Source organism: Psychrobacter sp. SCQQ22 (genome assembly GCF_015864605.1).
Lineage (GTDB): Bacteria > Pseudomonadota > Gammaproteobacteria > Pseudomonadales > Moraxellaceae > Psychrobacter > Psychrobacter fozii.
Genome location: NZ_JADYWZ010000013.1, coordinates 1 through 16,271, shown reverse-complemented (window position 1 = coordinate 16,271; position 16,271 = coordinate 1). Strand labels below are relative to the sequence as shown.

The 16,271-nt window shown below is 39.9% G+C and carries 14 protein-coding genes and 2 rRNA genes; 4 read left to right on the top strand and 12 right to left on the bottom strand.

Annotated elements, in window-relative coordinates; all coding sequences use genetic code 11:
• Positions 1 to 170: 170 nt before the first annotated feature.
• Positions 171 to 755, bottom strand: a complete 585-nt coding sequence (locus I6E84_RS13840; RefSeq protein WP_110924400.1) for a hypothetical protein — start codon at positions 753 to 755, stop codon at positions 171 to 173.
• A 518-nt stretch (positions 756 to 1,273) separates the two neighbouring features.
• Between I6E84_RS13840 and argA the strand changes: the two genes are divergently transcribed.
• Positions 1,274 to 2,596, top strand: coding sequence for an amino-acid N-acetyltransferase (argA, locus tag I6E84_RS13835; protein ID WP_197218582.1), 1,323 nt, complete (start codon positions 1,274 to 1,276; stop codon positions 2,594 to 2,596).
• A 376-nt stretch (positions 2,597 to 2,972) separates the two neighbouring features.
• Here argA and I6E84_RS13830 read toward each other — a convergent pair whose 3' ends face one another.
• Positions 2,973 to 3,704 carry an FKBP-type peptidyl-prolyl cis-trans isomerase gene (locus I6E84_RS13830; RefSeq protein ID WP_110924402.1) on the bottom strand — a complete coding sequence of 244 codons (732 nt, stop codon included), beginning with the start codon at positions 3,702 to 3,704 and terminating at the stop codon, positions 2,973 to 2,975.
• Positions 3,705 to 4,165: 461 nt separating this feature from the next.
• On the opposite strand from I6E84_RS13830, the gene I6E84_RS13825 reads away from it, so the two are divergent.
• Positions 4,166 to 5,836 carry a mechanosensitive ion channel gene (locus I6E84_RS13825; protein ID WP_197218580.1) on the top strand — a complete coding sequence of 557 codons (1,671 nt, stop codon included), beginning with the start codon at positions 4,166 to 4,168 and terminating at the stop codon, positions 5,834 to 5,836.
• Between the two features lie 134 nt (positions 5,837 to 5,970).
• On the opposite strand, the gene I6E84_RS13820 is transcribed toward I6E84_RS13825, so the two are convergent.
• Positions 5,971 to 7,437, bottom strand: a complete 1,467-nt coding sequence (locus I6E84_RS13820) for a hypothetical protein (RefSeq protein ID WP_320158650.1) — start codon at positions 7,435 to 7,437, stop codon at positions 5,971 to 5,973.
• 327 nt (positions 7,438 to 7,764) lie between these two features.
• Between I6E84_RS13820 and I6E84_RS13815 the strand changes: the two genes are divergently transcribed.
• Complete coding sequence (locus tag I6E84_RS13815; RefSeq protein WP_110924405.1) at positions 7,765 to 8,433, top strand: SDR family NAD(P)-dependent oxidoreductase; 669 nt, start codon at positions 7,765 to 7,767, stop codon at positions 8,431 to 8,433.
• Positions 8,434 to 8,548: 115 nt separating this feature from the next.
• Here I6E84_RS13815 and I6E84_RS13810 read toward each other — a convergent pair whose 3' ends face one another.
• The 3 genes from I6E84_RS13810 to I6E84_RS13800 form a co-directional block, all read right to left on the bottom strand.
• The gene (locus I6E84_RS13810; RefSeq protein ID WP_227681545.1) at positions 8,549 to 9,238 is read right to left on the bottom strand and encodes a lysophospholipid acyltransferase family protein; all 690 of its coding nucleotides are present in this window, start codon (positions 9,236 to 9,238) and stop codon (positions 8,549 to 8,551) included.
• A gap of 165 nt (positions 9,239 to 9,403) precedes the next feature.
• Positions 9,404 to 11,290, bottom strand: a complete 1,887-nt coding sequence (parE, locus tag I6E84_RS13805) for a DNA topoisomerase IV subunit B (protein ID WP_197218578.1) — start codon at positions 11,288 to 11,290, stop codon at positions 9,404 to 9,406.
• 110 nt (positions 11,291 to 11,400) lie between these two features.
• Complete coding sequence (locus I6E84_RS13800; protein WP_197218577.1) at positions 11,401 to 12,033, bottom strand: YqiA/YcfP family alpha/beta fold hydrolase; 633 nt, start codon at positions 12,031 to 12,033, stop codon at positions 11,401 to 11,403.
• 198 nt (positions 12,034 to 12,231) lie between these two features.
• Between I6E84_RS13800 and I6E84_RS13795 the strand changes: the two genes are divergently transcribed.
• Entirely contained in the window at positions 12,232 to 12,492 is a 261-nt protein-coding gene (locus I6E84_RS13795) for a DUF1289 domain-containing protein (protein WP_197218576.1), read from the top strand.
• 115 nt (positions 12,493 to 12,607) lie between these two features.
• On the opposite strand, the gene I6E84_RS13790 is transcribed toward I6E84_RS13795, so the two are convergent.
• The 6 genes from I6E84_RS13790 to rrf (I6E84_RS13765) all read right to left on the bottom strand — a co-directional run.
• Complete coding sequence (locus tag I6E84_RS13790; RefSeq protein ID WP_197218575.1) at positions 12,608 to 13,561, bottom strand: DUF2971 domain-containing protein; 954 nt, start codon at positions 13,559 to 13,561, stop codon at positions 12,608 to 12,610.
• Between the two features lie 61 nt (positions 13,562 to 13,622).
• Positions 13,623 to 14,099: a DUF6998 domain-containing protein gene (locus I6E84_RS13785; protein ID WP_197218574.1), complete on the bottom strand. Its 477-nt coding sequence runs from the start codon at positions 14,097 to 14,099 to the stop codon at positions 13,623 to 13,625.
• 191 nt (positions 14,100 to 14,290) lie between these two features.
• Positions 14,291 to 14,405, bottom strand: a 5S ribosomal RNA gene (gene rrf / locus I6E84_RS13780).
• A gap of 276 nt (positions 14,406 to 14,681) precedes the next feature.
• Positions 14,682 to 15,323, bottom strand: coding sequence for a glutathione S-transferase family protein (locus I6E84_RS13775; RefSeq protein ID WP_197218573.1), 642 nt, complete (start codon positions 15,321 to 15,323; stop codon positions 14,682 to 14,684).
• 86 nt (positions 15,324 to 15,409) lie between these two features.
• Positions 15,410 to 15,757: a hypothetical protein gene (locus tag I6E84_RS13770; RefSeq protein WP_197218571.1), complete on the bottom strand. Its 348-nt coding sequence runs from the start codon at positions 15,755 to 15,757 to the stop codon at positions 15,410 to 15,412.
• Positions 15,758 to 16,182: 425 nt separating this feature from the next.
• Positions 16,183 to 16,271: ribosomal RNA gene (rrf, locus tag I6E84_RS13765) — 5S ribosomal RNA — on the bottom strand; the annotation flags it as partial.

Sequence of the window (16,271 nt, the reverse complement as noted above, 5' to 3'; positions counted from 1 at the left end):
AATAAGTAGCCTATCTAAAAATCTAAACTCGAATAAAAAAGCACCATAGTAATGAGCTATGGTGCTTTTTATAACGGCGCAAATCATGAAAAATGCATGATTACATGAAATCTAATATTCAAACATCGACAATATTCAAGCATCAACGTCGTTTTATACAGGCACGATAGTTATTTTACACGTGCACGATATTTGACTGCGACTGTGTCGTTAAGACCAACGCCTTCCATATCCCAACGTACCGCTTTATAGTATTTCATATCAACATCTTGCAGCTGATTGTCTACTCTCGTACGCAATGGCATACGCGCAAAATTATTACCATCGACACTACCATACGGGAACTCCGGTGCTACCGTACGCATTAACTCTACTTCATCAGGAATACTCATGGTGACCGTCATTTTACGCACACGATCAGCGTTGGTATTAGTGAAATATCCTTGATATTCTAGGACATTGCCTGACTGTAGGCGCGTATTTGCATTGACAGGAACCAAAATCTCTTCACCATTTGCATCAACACTAATCAATGATGCTGTAATTTTGCTATTCACGGCTTGTGCACTTGAACCTTGATTGGCATTGGCTTGCACAGCAACTGAACTATCCACAGCTTGCTCTGGTGTAGGCAGCATCGCCGAGGCTTGTGTTGTGACGACCATCGCACCGATAAGTGTACCGGCGACAACGTGAAACAAGCGATGACCGCTCCAAGCGCTAAACGGACTAGCAAATTGATTATTTTTTTTCATGGTTTTCATTATCCCTGGTTGATATATCGGTAGAACGCAATTGGTAAAACTTGAAAAGAGTTTAATATATTTTCAATCACTCATCGCCGTATTCTTTATATGAAGCTATATATGATTTCGAGTACTGCTACTTAGTGCTAGCTGACTTTATATTATTGGGTGTATCTATCACGACTCACCTGATAACTATTGATAGCTGGTTATTCATAGTAAATGAAGAAAAATCTATCATCCTATAAAGTCGCATCCAATCAAGTGATCGTGTCAGGCTCATTGTTTTTATTGATTATCTGCGTTCGCTATCTGTAAAGCAATAGCGTTTAGCATAACAAAAAGCATTTGTACGTACACTAACCCCGTGTTGAGGTTGTGTATATAGTCAATCAGCTATAAGGATTCATTAACACAACTGAAATAAAAGATAGCTCATAACGGCATTTTTTGCTATGGTAAATCTTTAGCGGCCAGCATCTTTTTGCTACGCACCTTTTCTTATTCTAACGACTGCTGCTCCCATTATGACTACTAGCGCCATGCCCCAGATTAACCCTGAATACGTTCATTGGTTTCGCAACTCTGCTCCCTACATAAATACACATCGTGGTAAAACTTTTGTGATTATGTTTGGCGGTGAAGCGGTCAATCACGCCAACTTTAGCACGCTTATCCATGACTTTGCTCTATTGCATAGCCTAGGGATCAAGTTGGTTCTGGTTCATGGAGCACGACCGCAAATCGAAAAAAATCTGAAAGAAGCAAATATCGCCTCTCCATTACATCAAGACATTCGAATTACGCCAAGAGCGGCAATGCCTTCTATTTTACAAGCAGTAGGCGCTATTCGCCTGCAACTTGAAGCGCAACTATCGATGGGACTGGCAAACTCACCAATGTATGGCTCACGCATTGATGCTATCTCAGGTAATTTTGTTACGGCGCGTCCTTACGGTATCCGTGATGGTATCGATTACCAAATGACTGGCGAAGTCCGTTCTATCGACGTTGAAGCCATCAAAAACAACCTACTACATGACCATATCGTCATTTTGGGTTCAATGGGTTATTCAGCGACTGGCGAAGTTTTCAACTTACTTGCTGAAGACGTTGCACTCAATGCCGCCGTCGCACTTGGTGCAGACAAACTAATATTCTTGGGTGAAGAAGCTGGCATTAATGATGGTGATCGACTATTACGCGAGATGATTCCAAACGAAGTCGATCGCTTCTTGCGCGATCGTGACTTGAATTGCGAAATTAATTATTTTTTAAATTGTGCAAGTTTGGCGTGTCGCAAAGGCGTTCATCGCACACATATCATCTCATATGCCAAAAATGGCGCATTGCTAGAAGAGCTTTTCACTCGTGACGGCTCTGGCACACTGATTAGCCATGACCCTTATGAAGAAATTCGCCGTGCCAATATTGATGACGTAGTAGGATTGATCGAGCTACTATCGCCGCTAGAAGAACAAGGCATTTTGGTCAGCCGCTCACGTGAGTGTTTAGAACAAGAGATTGACCATTATAGTGTCATTAAGCGTGATGGTATGATTTTGGGCTGTGCAGCCTTTTATCCATTGGACAAGGATTCTGCAGAAATTGCATGCGTTGCGGTACATCCTGAATATCGTAACGGTAGCCGAGGTGCTGATTTGCTAGCATTTTTGGAACAACAAGCACGTAGCCATGGTCTACATAAACTGTTTGTGTTGACGACTCGCACAGCACATTGGTTTGTCGAACAAGGCTTTGCAGAAGTTGAAGCAAGTGCACTGCCTGAAGCACGCCAAGAGCAATATCATAACGGTCGCAACTCTAAAGTATTCCAAAAGAACCTTTAGTACGTTTAGTGCATTAGCAAAAATGCTGATGTAGAGCACCTTGACTAAATGAACACGCTTAAAAGTCAGAAACTTGGTTGAAAACTATGATCAGTTAAGAGCTATAAAATCTAGTCATAAAAAAGCCCTCTAATTTAAGAGGGCTTTTTTATTATTCAGTATTATGCTTATTAAGTACTAACACTAAATAATTACTAGGGCATGTCCTCATTTTAAAAATGGTGATAAAAATGAGATAAATTGCAGTCAAACAAGGAAAATAGCGCAGATAATATCGAGATATTAGTTAGCTATTTGACGCCGTTTGGCAAGATTTAGCCATTTTTAACCCATTTAGATAACTGTCGATTGAATTGAGGACACGCCCTAATACTCATTATTTCACTGATAACAATTCAACAGTAAATACTAGTGTGCTGTTAGGCTCGATACCTGCATTACCAGCTTCGCCATAAGCGATATCTGACGGGATATAGAACTCATATTTTCCGCCTTCTTTCATCAACTGTAGACCTTCTGTCCAGCCAGCGATAACTTGATTTAGTGGGAACTCAATTGGCTCACCACGCTCATAAGAGCTATCGAATACAGTGCCATCAATCAATTTACCTTCGTAGTTCACTTCAACCACGTCAGTTGCTTTTGGTGATTTACCAGTACCTGCGGTTACTACTTTATACTGTAGGCCAGACGCAGTTTGTTTTACGCCTTCTTTTTTAGCATTTTCTGCCAAGAACGCAGCGCCTTTAGTTTTGTTGTCTCCAGCTTTTGTTTCCATCTCTTTGACGAACTTTTCTTCTTGCTCTTTTTGATACGTAGTCAATACTTCTTGCATTTGCTCTTGAGTCAATGCTGAATCAGTACCTTCATAACCATCACGGAAGCCTTTTTCAAAAGTGTCCAGATTCAGATCACCGACCGCTTCTTTATTTCCTTCAGCCATCATATATCCTAAGCTGTAACCGACCTTTTCGCTTGCTGAACTTTGTTCGGTGATTGAAACACTTTGAGCAGCCGTTTCTTGGTTGCCATTATTTGTGCTACAGCCTGTTACTAACAACATAGCACTAGCAAGTGCACTAACGCTTAAAGTAGTGATTTTTTTCATAAAGTACTCTCAAATTGTAAGAATAGTGGCGAGATGTCACATGGTTCTATAATAGCAAATCTTAGTTTTAGGAGCCATGTTTGGAATAAAATTATCGGATGAGTGTACAGTATGTGTTAATATTTATATATATAATAACAAGTTATCACACAAATATAGTAACAGGTTAAGCTTTCTGTCTTTAAATCTACTGACACATCAGCTAAGCTGAACCAGTTAAGGTGATAAATAGTCAAGTATTTACCCTATCAAAGATATCTAAATATCAGTAATAAAGTTATAAATACAAAGTACACAGATATTTTTTGATAAGACTAACGACTCGAAAATTAGAATATCACTCTATAGCTCATTTTGAAAAATACTATTTATTATAACCATTATGTATTGGTCACATTCAATATCAGCCACATTGACGATATTGTTTGGCAGCCTCTGTATGATGATTAAAGGAGGATCAAATGAATCCAATGTACACGTCTTTTAACGGTTATCTTGGTGGGCCTATCGGCTCCATTATCGGTGCTATTTTAATATTTATCATTGGCTGGTTGGTTGCACTTGGTATTGCAGCCCTAGTTCGTAATGTACTATCTAAGATCAACCTTAACCAACGTATGAATTCTTCAACAGGTAAAGCCTACGACTTGGAAGGTATTATCTCCAAAATTGTATTTTGGTTTATCTTTATCATCGCGATCTCTGGAGCGCTGAACCAATTGAATCTGAACTCAATTTCGACACCGTTCGCAAATATGATCAATCAAGTGTTGGCATTTATTCCTAACCTCATCGGTGCTATCGCTGTCGGTGTCATTGGTTGGGTTGTGGCTACCGTTGTGCGTACCACCATCAATGCGGCACTGTCTAAAACATCAATGGACGAGCGTCTCAGTGCTCAAGCTGGTGTAAAACCAATGAGCAGTACCATCGCTGATATGGTGTATTGGTTCATTTTACTGATTGTTTTAACCATGGTACTTGGTCAATTACAGCTTGATGGTTTATTTGCACCATTGACTAATATGGTTGATAAAATCTTCAGCTTTATTCCTAATATCTTAATTGCAGCTGTAGTCTTTGTAGTCGGTTATATCATTGCTAAAGTAGTACGTGGCATCGTAACCAATCTTGTGTCTACATTTAATGTGCAAGAACTGGCTTCAAAAGCAGGCTTAAGCGAAAAAAATAGCCTACCTAACATTGCTGGTTCATTAGCATTTTTAGTGGTTATCATTCCAACTATCATTGCAGCATTAAATGCTCTAAAGATCGAAGTTATTGCTCGTCCTGCGACGAACATGCTGAATAAAATCATGGAAGCATTGCCAAATATCTTTATGGCAGCCGCCATTTTAGTGGTAACTTTCTATGTAATTCGCATGGTTGCCAACATCATTAAAGGTCTTATCGAAAACACTCAAATCAACCAATTGCCAGCCAAAGTTGGCCTGCAAGACACTATGGGCGATAAGAAAGTATCTGACCTAGTTGGTTATGCAATTGTTTTCTTTGCAATGCTGTTTGCTGCCATTGCCGCTGCTGACTTATTAGGTTTTGAGCCTATTTCAGCTATCATCACAATGTTCATTGCCTTTGGTGCTAACATCATCCTTGGTGCTATTATCCTATTCATCGGGTTTTGGCTTGCTAACATTATTGCAGGTGTGGTTGAGCGCTCTGAGCAAGGTTCACAATTCCTAGCAAATATCGTACGTGTATTGATCATGGGCTTAGTACTAGCCATGGGTCTAAAAGCGATGGGTATTGCAGATTCAATCGTTAATCTAGCATTTGGTCTAACATTAGGTGCAGTAGCCGTTGCTTTTGCCCTATCATTCGGTCTTGGTGGTCAAGAAGCAGCAGCACGTTTCCTACGTAAGATGCAAGACAAGATGGATCACGAGCGTACCGAAGCCAAAGCAAAATCTGCGCTTCAGCCAGAGACATCAACTCAAGAAAAAGTGGCTGATTCAGTGCGTGAAAACACGCCTGCGGCTACAAGCACGTCAACTGACGATTTACGTACAGATGTAGTGAATACAACTCCTGTTAATACTGATGACATCAATAATGATGGCAACGTATTACTGCCTGGTAGCGGTCTAAATGACGATATCAACAATAAATAAATAGTTATTCTGAATTTTCAAATGTAAAAAAGACAGCCTAGGCTGTCTTTTTTTATGGCGCTTAATGGCGCTTAATACAGTCACTTGTGGATTGTATGGCTCATCATCTATTACATGATAGAGAGCTTAATTTATTACTTATCTTTTCGCGCAGGAATGGAAAGGTTTAAGTGTACTTGAGGTCGTCTATCCGCTTGACTATCTTTTTTAAAATCTTTATTTGCTGATGCTGTATTTGAAGCTGTTTGTTGGTCTGACTGCGAGCTACCCTTTTGATGCTGAATGTCTTGATGCTTGAGACGTTGCAATTGCTTGGTTAGCTGACGTTCACGTTGAGTCATGGTATCGACTGGCTGAATCCATAGATCGATATCGATAAAGGTTTCATCAGCCTCAGTAATAAAATCAATACCCAACACAATGATATGATGAAGCTCAATTATTGGTAAACGTGTAGCAACATCTTTTGCAATCTGTGCCAACTTCGGTTGAACAGCCGCTTTGCTATTATGTCCTGTAGCCTTCTGACCATAAAACACCAGTACATAATGTCGACCCAAACTCTCATAAGAATGTTGGTGTACGACATAGCCATCCTTCTGCAACGAGGCGCTTTGTTTGGGATGTCTATATAGCGTGCGGATAAGTTCGTGACGTGAAAACAGAGATTCACCTAGCAGTTGTTGCTGCCAGTAAACAAGCGGTACGTCTAACTGATCGTCATTATTAATTGTTTGCTTTTCACTATACGTCTCTATCATTTGCATACTTAGCTGAGACCATAGTGTTGCTGCTTGCAGCATATGCTGATGATACATCTGCGCAGTTGTACTTTGGTTTTTGTATGCGAGCGTTATAGCTACAAGTGCTGAATTAGGCTCATCCTGTGCCTCGTTTTTGATGAGTGCATTATCAACTGCAATAGCAGAGGCAAATAAATCTGGACTTTGTAAGAACTTCTCAACCAATAAATCTTCTGATTCAAAGCTTGGTATATGACTCGTGGCCGAATGCTGTAGCTGCTCTAGATGATACGACAAAAAACGCCATAACTCAGATGGTGTGCGTACCGCTGCCGCTATCGAGTACCAATCATCCCAGCTAAATACTTGTAGCTGCTGCTGACCTTCACTCATATCTACCACTAGGTCTTCTAAAAAATAACGCGCACCAAAACTGTGTTTCAGTCGCTGTAGGGCGTTATATTTTTCACTATCTTTATCGTTTTGTGCAGAGCTATCACCTCCCCCCACAAGTTGAATATCGAAGATCAAAGCCTCATAACCGACTGCATCATTATCTTCATCTTGAGACAGTGATGTTTTGTACCATGCAAGCGCAGACTTTACTGCGATCATACGTACAGCCTCAACATTAGCTGATCCCGTATCAAATGGTAAGTATAGGGTTAGCTCAAGCAGCTGTAGCTTGCCAAGTGGCAACTGATATTGATAGTGACGAGCGATATACTGAGCATTATAGTCATGCTCAATCATATGCATGCCAGCTAAAGCGACTGCAGTAGCATCTGCTTGTAAGTAACAGACCAGCTCGGTAGTAAGATAGCCCCAATCGGGCATTGTCGTAATCGAATGGGACACAAGTTCTGACCTTTTATTATTGAAGGGGTATATTGTATGGCATGTTATTTTTGCTGATTAGCACGATGAAACACAGTCGCTTTCACAGTGCTGAATTGTTATGATGATATCAAAGTAGCATCACTTATACACGAATTTGTATATATAGACTGCCTTAGAGAATACCTATCTTATAGAGTCAAAATAATACTGATATAAGAAAACCTAGCACAAGCGCTATATTATTAAGGTTAGCCAGTTCAGCGACTTAATGACTTTATAGTGGGCAAACTCTACATTCATCAAACTTATTTAATTATTCTCATATAATAACAAGGATTGAACAATATGAAGCGCTTCAAAGAAAAAACTGTCATCATAACAGGCGCAGATTCAGATATCGGTCGGGCAACCGCGCTGCGATTCGCACAAGAAGGAGCTAACTGTATCATTGTTGGTATTAATTCTGATATCTTAGGATACATCTACGAAGATCTGCCACAAGACCATACATGGATCAACACAGGCAACCACCTTACCGTGACCAGTGATATCAACGATCCAACCCAAACGGCAAGGTTAGTAGAGCATGTACTCGAGAAGTATAATCATATTGATGTCATGGTCAATATAGACACTGCTGTTGGCATTCATCAGTCAGTCATTCCAGAGCTAATAAAAACAAAGGGCAACATCGTTAATATATCAGCACTGACTGATCTATCAGCAGACTGGAGTATTGACACGTATAAAGCAGAACAAAGTAAGTTGACCGAACTTACAAAGAAACTGGCATTAGAAAATATACCAAATAACGTGCGTATCAATGCGGTCACTGCTGGGTTCGTCACAACAGATGTCAGTTCAAATCCATTCGTTACTCACTCTCCACTGGGAAAAACAGCCACTCCTTTCGATGTTACAGCGGCTGTGATGTTTCTCGCCAGCGATGACGCGGCTATTATTACGGGTCTGAACTTACCTGTCGATGGCGGGGTTAGCACCTTCACAAATTAGACCAATTAAGAAATCTTAGAAAACACTCTTAATGTTTACAGAGAAAAACCCCCTGATATATGTATATCAGGGGGTTTTTGAATAAGAGCTATTATAATAACTACTTTAAAGCCTTTTAATTAGCTGAGTCATTCACGTCTTGTAGAGGCTGCGACAGACGCTCAGGATATCTTGGAATCACACCTTCATATTGCTCATAGATTTTTGGCAAGTCAGCATCTATATCACCACTAGGATAGACCAGAGACATAAAGCGTATCTCTTTGGTATTGTAATCCATAGCGACTGGTAAAATCGGCACACCAGCACCCAATGCTAAATAATAAAACCCTGTTTTCCAACTCTCAGTGTATTGGCGCGTACCCTCTGGTGACAACCCTAAAAACAGTGGCTCACCCGTTTTGAATTTATCAATACTCGATTGCAGCACCGAACCCTTGTTACCGCGATCAATAGGGATAATGCCCATCCAGCGTAGTAGTTGCGCAAGGACTGGTATTTTAAATAGCGTATGCTTACCCATAATACTAATTTGTAAGTCTAGCGCAAATAGACTGGGTATCGCATACACGCCATCCACGTTAGAAGTATGTGGTAGCGCTAATACCACCGCCTGCGAAATATTTGGTATCTCACCAACGGTCGTCCATCCCGATGCTTTTAGCATGGTTGACGCAATGAGAGGTGCAATTTTATTACCACGTCTTGGAACTAAATCACCGAGCTGAGCTCTACTGAGCTTGGGTAAAATTTTAGATCGCTTAGACGAAGAAGCTTTAGAACGATTAGAAAACTTTGATGTCATGATGGCACCATATAATAAAAGATACTTATATAATAGCATTAAGCTTATGCGACTAAGTTGCGTTTTATCAGCTTTTATTGCCTAATAAACCCTCTATTTATAAATTAGCATTCATGAGATGTCTATAAATAAGTACGATTATAGCGAACAAACTAACAAAGGCATTTATGGAATATTAGCCAAGTTCCCTTTATTCTCAAGCCATGACTTGCGATCAGATGCGCGTTTTTTTGCGAGCAACATATCCATGACACTATTAGTGAGCACCATATCGTCCATATCTAACTGAACCAAACGTCGAGTATCACGGTTCATAGTTGTTTCACGCAACTGCTCTGCACTCATCTCACCCAAACCCTTAAAACGAGTAATTTGAGCTTTTTTATTGCCCGGTACATTGGCCAAAATATGCTCAAGCTCAGGCTCATCTAACGCATAGTGGACCTCTTTGCCTACATCAACTCGGTACAAAGGTGGCATCGCCACAAACAAATGACCCGCATCAACCAATGCAGGGAAATGCTTCACAAACAAAGCGCAAATCAATGTCGCAATATGTAAACCATCAGAGTCAGCATCCGCTAAGATACATACTTTGTCGTAACGCAGCTCAGATAAATCATCAGAAGCAGGATCAACACCGATAGCGATAGCGATATCATGAATCTCTTGGCTTGAAAGTACCGTATCTGATGATACTTCCCACGTGTTTAGAATCTTTCCACGCAGCGGTAATATCGCTTGATAATGACGATCTCGAGCTTGCTTAGCACTACCACCAGCAGAGTCTCCTTCTACCAAGAATAGCTCTGCCCCATCACGTAAATCACCGCGACAATCTGCCAATTTACCCGGCAATGCAGGCCCTTGCGTTATCTTTTTACGAGCAACTTTTTTAGCAGACTTAAGACGGCGACCTGCCTTATTAATGGCCAACTCTGCAATTTGAGTACCCATGTCTGCATTTTGGTTTAGCCATAAACTAAAAGCATCTTTCGCCAAAGTCTGAACCGCTCCAGCAGCTTCACGACTAGATAAACGCTCCTTGGTTTGACCAGAGAACTGTGGCTCAGAAAACTTAAGTGACAGGATATAGTTCACTCCATCCCATACATCTTCTGCTGTCAGTTTTACACTACGTGGCAATAAGTTATGAATGTCACAAAACTCACGCAAGGCTTCCAAAATACCAGTGCGCAATCCATTGACGTGTGTACCACCCTGAGCCGTCGGAATAAGGTTTACATAGCTTTCTTGAATCGGCGTCCCACCATCGGGCAACCAAGACAACGCAAAAGTAATACCTGCTCGCTCGCCACTTTTTGCCTCATAGTTATAATAGAAAGGTGCTTCAGGCAAGGTCTCAAGACCGTCTAGTTGCTCATTTAAATACTCAACCACACCATCAGTGAACTGCCAAATCACCTTTTCATTATTGATCTCATCGGTAAACTCAATCGTTAGCCCAGCTGCCAAGACTGCCTTAGCCTTCAAGTTATGCTTGAGCTGTTTAACATTGAATTTCGGCGAATCAAAGAAACTACCATCGGCCCAAAAATGTACTTTGGTACCGCGCTTACGCTTGTTCGAGCTGACAGCTTCAGTCAAAGGCGTTACTGGCGCACCATTTTCAAACGCCATATCAAACTGTGTGCTATCACGCCATACCGTGACCTCGACCCGTGTTGATAGCGCATTGACAACAGATATACCCACGCCATGCAGGCCGCCCGAAACCTCATAATTAGAGGTCGAAAATTTACCACCAGCATGTAAACGGGTTAAAATCAGCTCAATACCTGATTGATTAAATTCAGGATGGATATCGGTCGGCATACCGCGACCGTCATCTTCAACGGACAACGACCCATCACTATACAACTGAACTTTGATGGTCTTTGCATGACCAGCCAATGCCTCATCAACTGAGTTATCGATGACCTCTTGTGCTAAATGGTTAGGGCGCGTGGTATCGGTATACATCCCTGGGCGACGGCGTACTGGCTCAAGTCCTTCTAAAACTTCTAACGATTGCGCATTATATTGACTCACAAATGCATCCTTAATTATTCATGTGCGATTAATTCTATTAAGCCATTATAACGAAAAATAGCGACGGTAACGTCAATAGTCAGTCGCTCACGTCATATAATGTCGTCTATTTAATGCTGTAGCAAACGTTGTAGCGTATCAATGACGATAGGCAGCTGCACATCGAAATCACTAAATCTATGATCGCCACCTTCCTGCAAAGTAACCCGTGCATCAAGCCCTCTATAAAAATCTCTTGATAAATACGGATTCAGAAGCTCATCACCCTCTTTGATAAAGACCGCCATTTTATTAGGGTAGTTAATTGATCCTAAAGGATGCGCTGCAAACCATTGCAAATCTGAATGGGTAATATCCCAACCACCCGCTGTTGTATGTAGAATCTCATTGTTCAATGTTTTACTTTCTCCACTAGCCGTTGAAGACGATTCACTAGCAAAGCGTTGCAACGTGATATGTGGCTGCGTACTAGGATTTAGCAGTAAAGCCGCACAGCCTGTATGATTACTCACTAGAGTAGAAAAGTAGCCACCTAACGAGCTACCTATCAGTACCGTTTCAGCATCTCTATTTAATTGAGTTACCAACTTGACTAGCTGCTCAAAAACTTGCTCCGGAGCGCTATTCAGATCAGGGCGATATACGCTGATATCAGGATGATACTGCTGACAATATTTTTCTAACAGTACTCCTTTAGTAGAATTAGAATCACTGTCTAATCCATGAATATAAATAATGTTCACGTATCATCTCCCTTATTAATTTTGTTATGATTATCTTATATAGCCATTAGAGCTAAGCATAGCACCCGTTATACAAAAATAATAACAATAAAGTGGCACACTATTAGTCCGTACTTTCGACATAATAATATTTTACAATGAGGCTAGACAACAAATTAGGCACGTTAAAGGAATAACAATAATAGCAATGGAGTCGCCATGAATCAGCAGTTTGAACTGTTCGAGATTGCCAATCCATGCATTGGTGTATGTCAAAGCAATAAAAAAGGCTATTGCTTTGGCTGCTTGCGTAGTCGAACGGAACGCCAACGATGGCATGATATGACGACAGAGCAGCGCCGTGATGTGCTACGGCTGATCGTAGGACGTAAGCTGCGGATAGAGCAGATTAAGCAGCGTAAAGATGAGCAGTTGGGGTTTGATTTTGAAGAAGACATTGAGATGGGTGAGTTGTTTTGAAGGATGAATAGAGAGTTATTTATAGTATCTCGTTATACAAACTATAATTGTTAACTGGGATTAGCCAGCAACGAGAAAAACCGTCATTATTCATCCTGTAGGTATAAATCACTTATTACACTTGAATGAACTCAAGACTATAATAATCACTATTTTTTACTGCCCGCCAAATATCTAAATATCCAACAGAGCTTGCAAATTTACCTTGAACATTTATTTTATCAAGTGAGCTATTTAAACCAAGTAGACAATTATTAATACAACTTGGATTTAATTTCATCAAATAGATACTTCTTGGGTTACGGCTTAATTTAGCTAGTTGCATTGCGACTGAAACACGTATAGCGTCATCATCTATTTCATACAAGTTTATTACGTAGCTATTATCTATTGGATTTGTATATGAATAACTCGAAGAAATAATTCGATTTCTTATTGCATCATTCTTGATGTGCTGTACATTTTCAATAATTACTCTGTCAGCTTGCTCCAGCCTTAATACAACTCTATGTTCTTGCTCATATATCCATTCGTCACTTTTTTGCATAAAAACTTCATATAGAATTCGATCAGCACCTTCAGCATCTATATTAGAGTAATCATAATCAAATTTATCATTCCTGTAACGAAGTCCTTTTCTATAAGAAACTGGCTTTGGTATACCATCAAAAGTGCTATGTTCTATGCCCCATGAACTATTTATTAAAGTATCGGCTCTGAATAAATTCTGGAAAATTGAGCCGAACATTGGCATATAGGATATTCCTGCAACCACACCTTTGTGCTCATTAGCATAATGTGCCCACATCAACAAATTTTCTTTATTTTCGGAAAGGCTAACTATTCCAATATTATGCATTCTCATTTCTATATATTGTGAAAAGCTAATATTCCCAAATTCAGAATCTTGAGCCATTGAATTGTAAAAATGAGAACTAAGTTCATCAAGACTTTCACTACAAAATGATGCTTCGAAAGGATCATTCAAAACAACTGGCTGAGATAAACGAATAAATCCTTCATCAAACAAATTTCTTGGTTCAGGTAAGTACTTAAAAAGTTGCTTCAAAATCAATCCTTATTACAACTATATTCAGCGGTAGATATTATTTAGGTAAAACTTAGCCTAATTATGTCCTAAACTTCTCGGTAATCTCTACAACTTTTTTATCCTTAATTATTGCGCCTGACATTACAACAACACGAGCATTCACATGATTACGGTGCGGATAATAATTACCAATAACCGAATGTGGCATAATATAAGCATTCAAAATATTAAAGTCTTTATCAAATATTATAGCAATTAACCAATCAAAATCCTTTTCAGCGTAATTTCTAATTGCACTTAATTGTCTTGAAGGTGTTTCAGGGGTAACTCTACGACCTTTAATTTGGAATTTTAGACCTTTATTTGAAACAGCATCATAACCAGCTTTAGAGTTAGAAGTTAATTCGAGATCCATTGTATTTGCAACAAGCCACTCAGTATAGTCACCTAGCGGGTTATTATTTGTCCTAACAATCTCACGCCGTTTTAATTCAGCCGTAGCACTAGCTTGTAACCTAAGTAATTCTATTGGTTTTAATTTATCTAAATTTAACATATCGAACCTTCAAATTTGATTACTTGTAGTAATGAAAGTTTAGGACTATGATCATAATTATAAGAATAATATAATAAATATCGCCAACTTCAATATCCTATCATATGAATCCCAAATCCGACACAATATAAAGCACGCAAAGAAAAGCCCCCATCGCGTCAGCGAAGGGGGCTATTACTTTTAGAATAGAAAGCTGACGATAACCTACTCTCACATGGACGAATCCACACTACCATTGGCGCTACGATGTTTCACTTCTGAGTTCGGGAAGGGATCAGGTGGGGCCATCGCGCTATTGTCGTCAGCAAAGGGGGTTAGATATGAGTCTGTTGTTTTTATTGTTTGACCATCAGTGTTAGCTGTTAGCCTGTCAACTTGTAATCTAACTGAATCAAGGTTAAAGGTGATATCCAAATATTCTTTCTTTATTGAATCTTCAAATATCATTCTCTTCTGTAGAAATTTTGTCTCAACTGATAAATAGCAGCAAGAAGACCTAAAAAAGTCAGATATAAAGCTAAAGAATCTATATTCGTATCTAACTCCTGAAGAATAAAGCCTCATTCAACCAACCTATCATGACTATATTTTGAATGGCCTCAGGTCTATCTCTTCAAATTCACATACCGCCTTTACACTAGGGTTTTCACTTAATCGATTTAGATACACCGCCAAGTTAGTATAGTCCATCGGTGATTTCTCCAATACTAATGACCACTCCGCCAACATAAAAAGAAAGTAATCACATGCCGATAGCTTTTCACCAAGCAAGAAGTCATTAGAATCAAGCTGATTGTCTATAATAGATAGTGCTTCTCCAATACGATCGTCTTGAGCAGATATAATATTGGGTATATTGCTCTCATCATTGGTGTGGCGATGTGGATAATAACGAACCATCAGTTCCGCTTGCAACGTATTATTCAAGAATGCAATCCATTGAAAAAATAGCGGTCGTCTAGGATCGCCAATAGGTGGCATTAACTCATATTTTGGATATAATTCACAAATATGAATGCAAATAGCAAGGCTTTCAAAAATTGGCTGGTCATCAATAACGAGTGTTGGAATACGTCCAGCAGGGTTCAGTTTCAGATAGTCGGCAGATTTATGGCCTTCATTCTCTCGTTCAACAAGTACTAACTCGTAATCTGCTTTTACATGATGAAGTAGAAAATGTGGTGCTAAGCTAGCATTGTTTGGGTAATAATAAAGCTTGAGCAAAGTAGACCTCACCTTAAGGTTAGTAGAGACTTATAACAGCCGATCATCTTAACAATGAATGGCACACTCTACCTGATACTAATAAGTTATTCTTCCATTTGCCATTTATCATCTACCCAAACTGCATCAGTATCGTCTAAGTGCACATGCCAATCTGCATCAGTCACCGCAAGACGGATATCAGTCAAACATTCTAGCCAATGACCAAGCGTATATATAAGATCCTCAACATCCATGCTAGAAGATATTTTCGTGGCACCTGCTAATATTACCTCTGACTCACTATCATCATAGGCGTAAAGATCAAAAGACTCAGCATCTTCTGCATGCTCAAAATTGTCATTATATTTATCAATGATTGATGCAACCTCTTCTTGCTCTTGAGGGGTTAAAGGAGTATTACGCTCAGCAGTATAGTAAAATGAAACGCCCATGGTATGCTCCAAAATAAATAATAAGTGAAGGTGACTGTTAGGTATTGATAGATAATACTACACCATTCCTCGTTAATTCCCTCAAACTATAGGCAAAAGAAAACCCCCTCTGACATAAGTCAAAGGGAGTTATCTAGGAATAGAGAGCTGACGAACGAGGAGAGCGCCGTTAAAGCAAAGCACCGCTAACTGCGAGTACAGCTCTTGTCTTGCGTCGGGCGAAACAGTGTTTCGCTTGTTCCTCCTCAAGGCAGCGCAAGAGCTATCTACAGGCATAGCCTTTCGTCTTGCGCTACGGACGACTGTCTCCCAGACAGTCGTTACTCCTTGCTCACCTTTAAATAGGATTTGCTGCGCCAGTCACTAGGAATAAAAGATAAAAAAAAGAGCCACCCGATTAAGGATGACTCTTTTTAAGTATAGAGAGCTGACGATGACCTACTCTCACATGGACGAATCCACACTACCATTGGCGCAACGATGTTTCACTTCTGAGTTCGGGAAGGGATCAGGT

What these genes read in the sequence shown, in the direction of transcription:
- I6E84_RS13840 (WP_110924400.1), bottom strand. Translation starts at nt 755, where the DNA reads ATGAAAAAAAATAATCAATTTGCTAGTCCGTTTAGCGCTTGGAGCGGT.
- I6E84_RS13795 (WP_197218576.1), top strand. Translation starts at nt 12,232, where the DNA reads ATGAATCAGCAGTTTGAACTGTTCGAGATTGCCAATCCATGCATTGGT.
- I6E84_RS13810 (WP_227681545.1), bottom strand. Translation starts at nt 9,238, where the DNA reads ATGACATCAAAGTTTTCTAATCGTTCTAAAGCTTCTTCGTCTAAGCGA.
- argA (WP_197218582.1), top strand. Translation starts at nt 1,274, where the DNA reads ATGACTACTAGCGCCATGCCCCAGATTAACCCTGAATACGTTCATTGG.
- I6E84_RS13825 (WP_197218580.1), top strand. Translation starts at nt 4,166, where the DNA reads ATGAATCCAATGTACACGTCTTTTAACGGTTATCTTGGTGGGCCTATC.
- I6E84_RS13830 (WP_110924402.1), bottom strand. Translation starts at nt 3,704, where the DNA reads ATGAAAAAAATCACTACTTTAAGCGTTAGTGCACTTGCTAGTGCTATG.
- I6E84_RS13785 (WP_197218574.1), bottom strand. Translation starts at nt 14,099, where the DNA reads ATGTTAAATTTAGATAAATTAAAACCAATAGAATTACTTAGGTTACAA.
- I6E84_RS13770 (WP_197218571.1), bottom strand. Translation starts at nt 15,757, where the DNA reads ATGGGCGTTTCATTTTACTATACTGCTGAGCGTAATACTCCTTTAACC.
- I6E84_RS13815 (WP_110924405.1), top strand. Translation starts at nt 7,765, where the DNA reads ATGAAGCGCTTCAAAGAAAAAACTGTCATCATAACAGGCGCAGATTCA.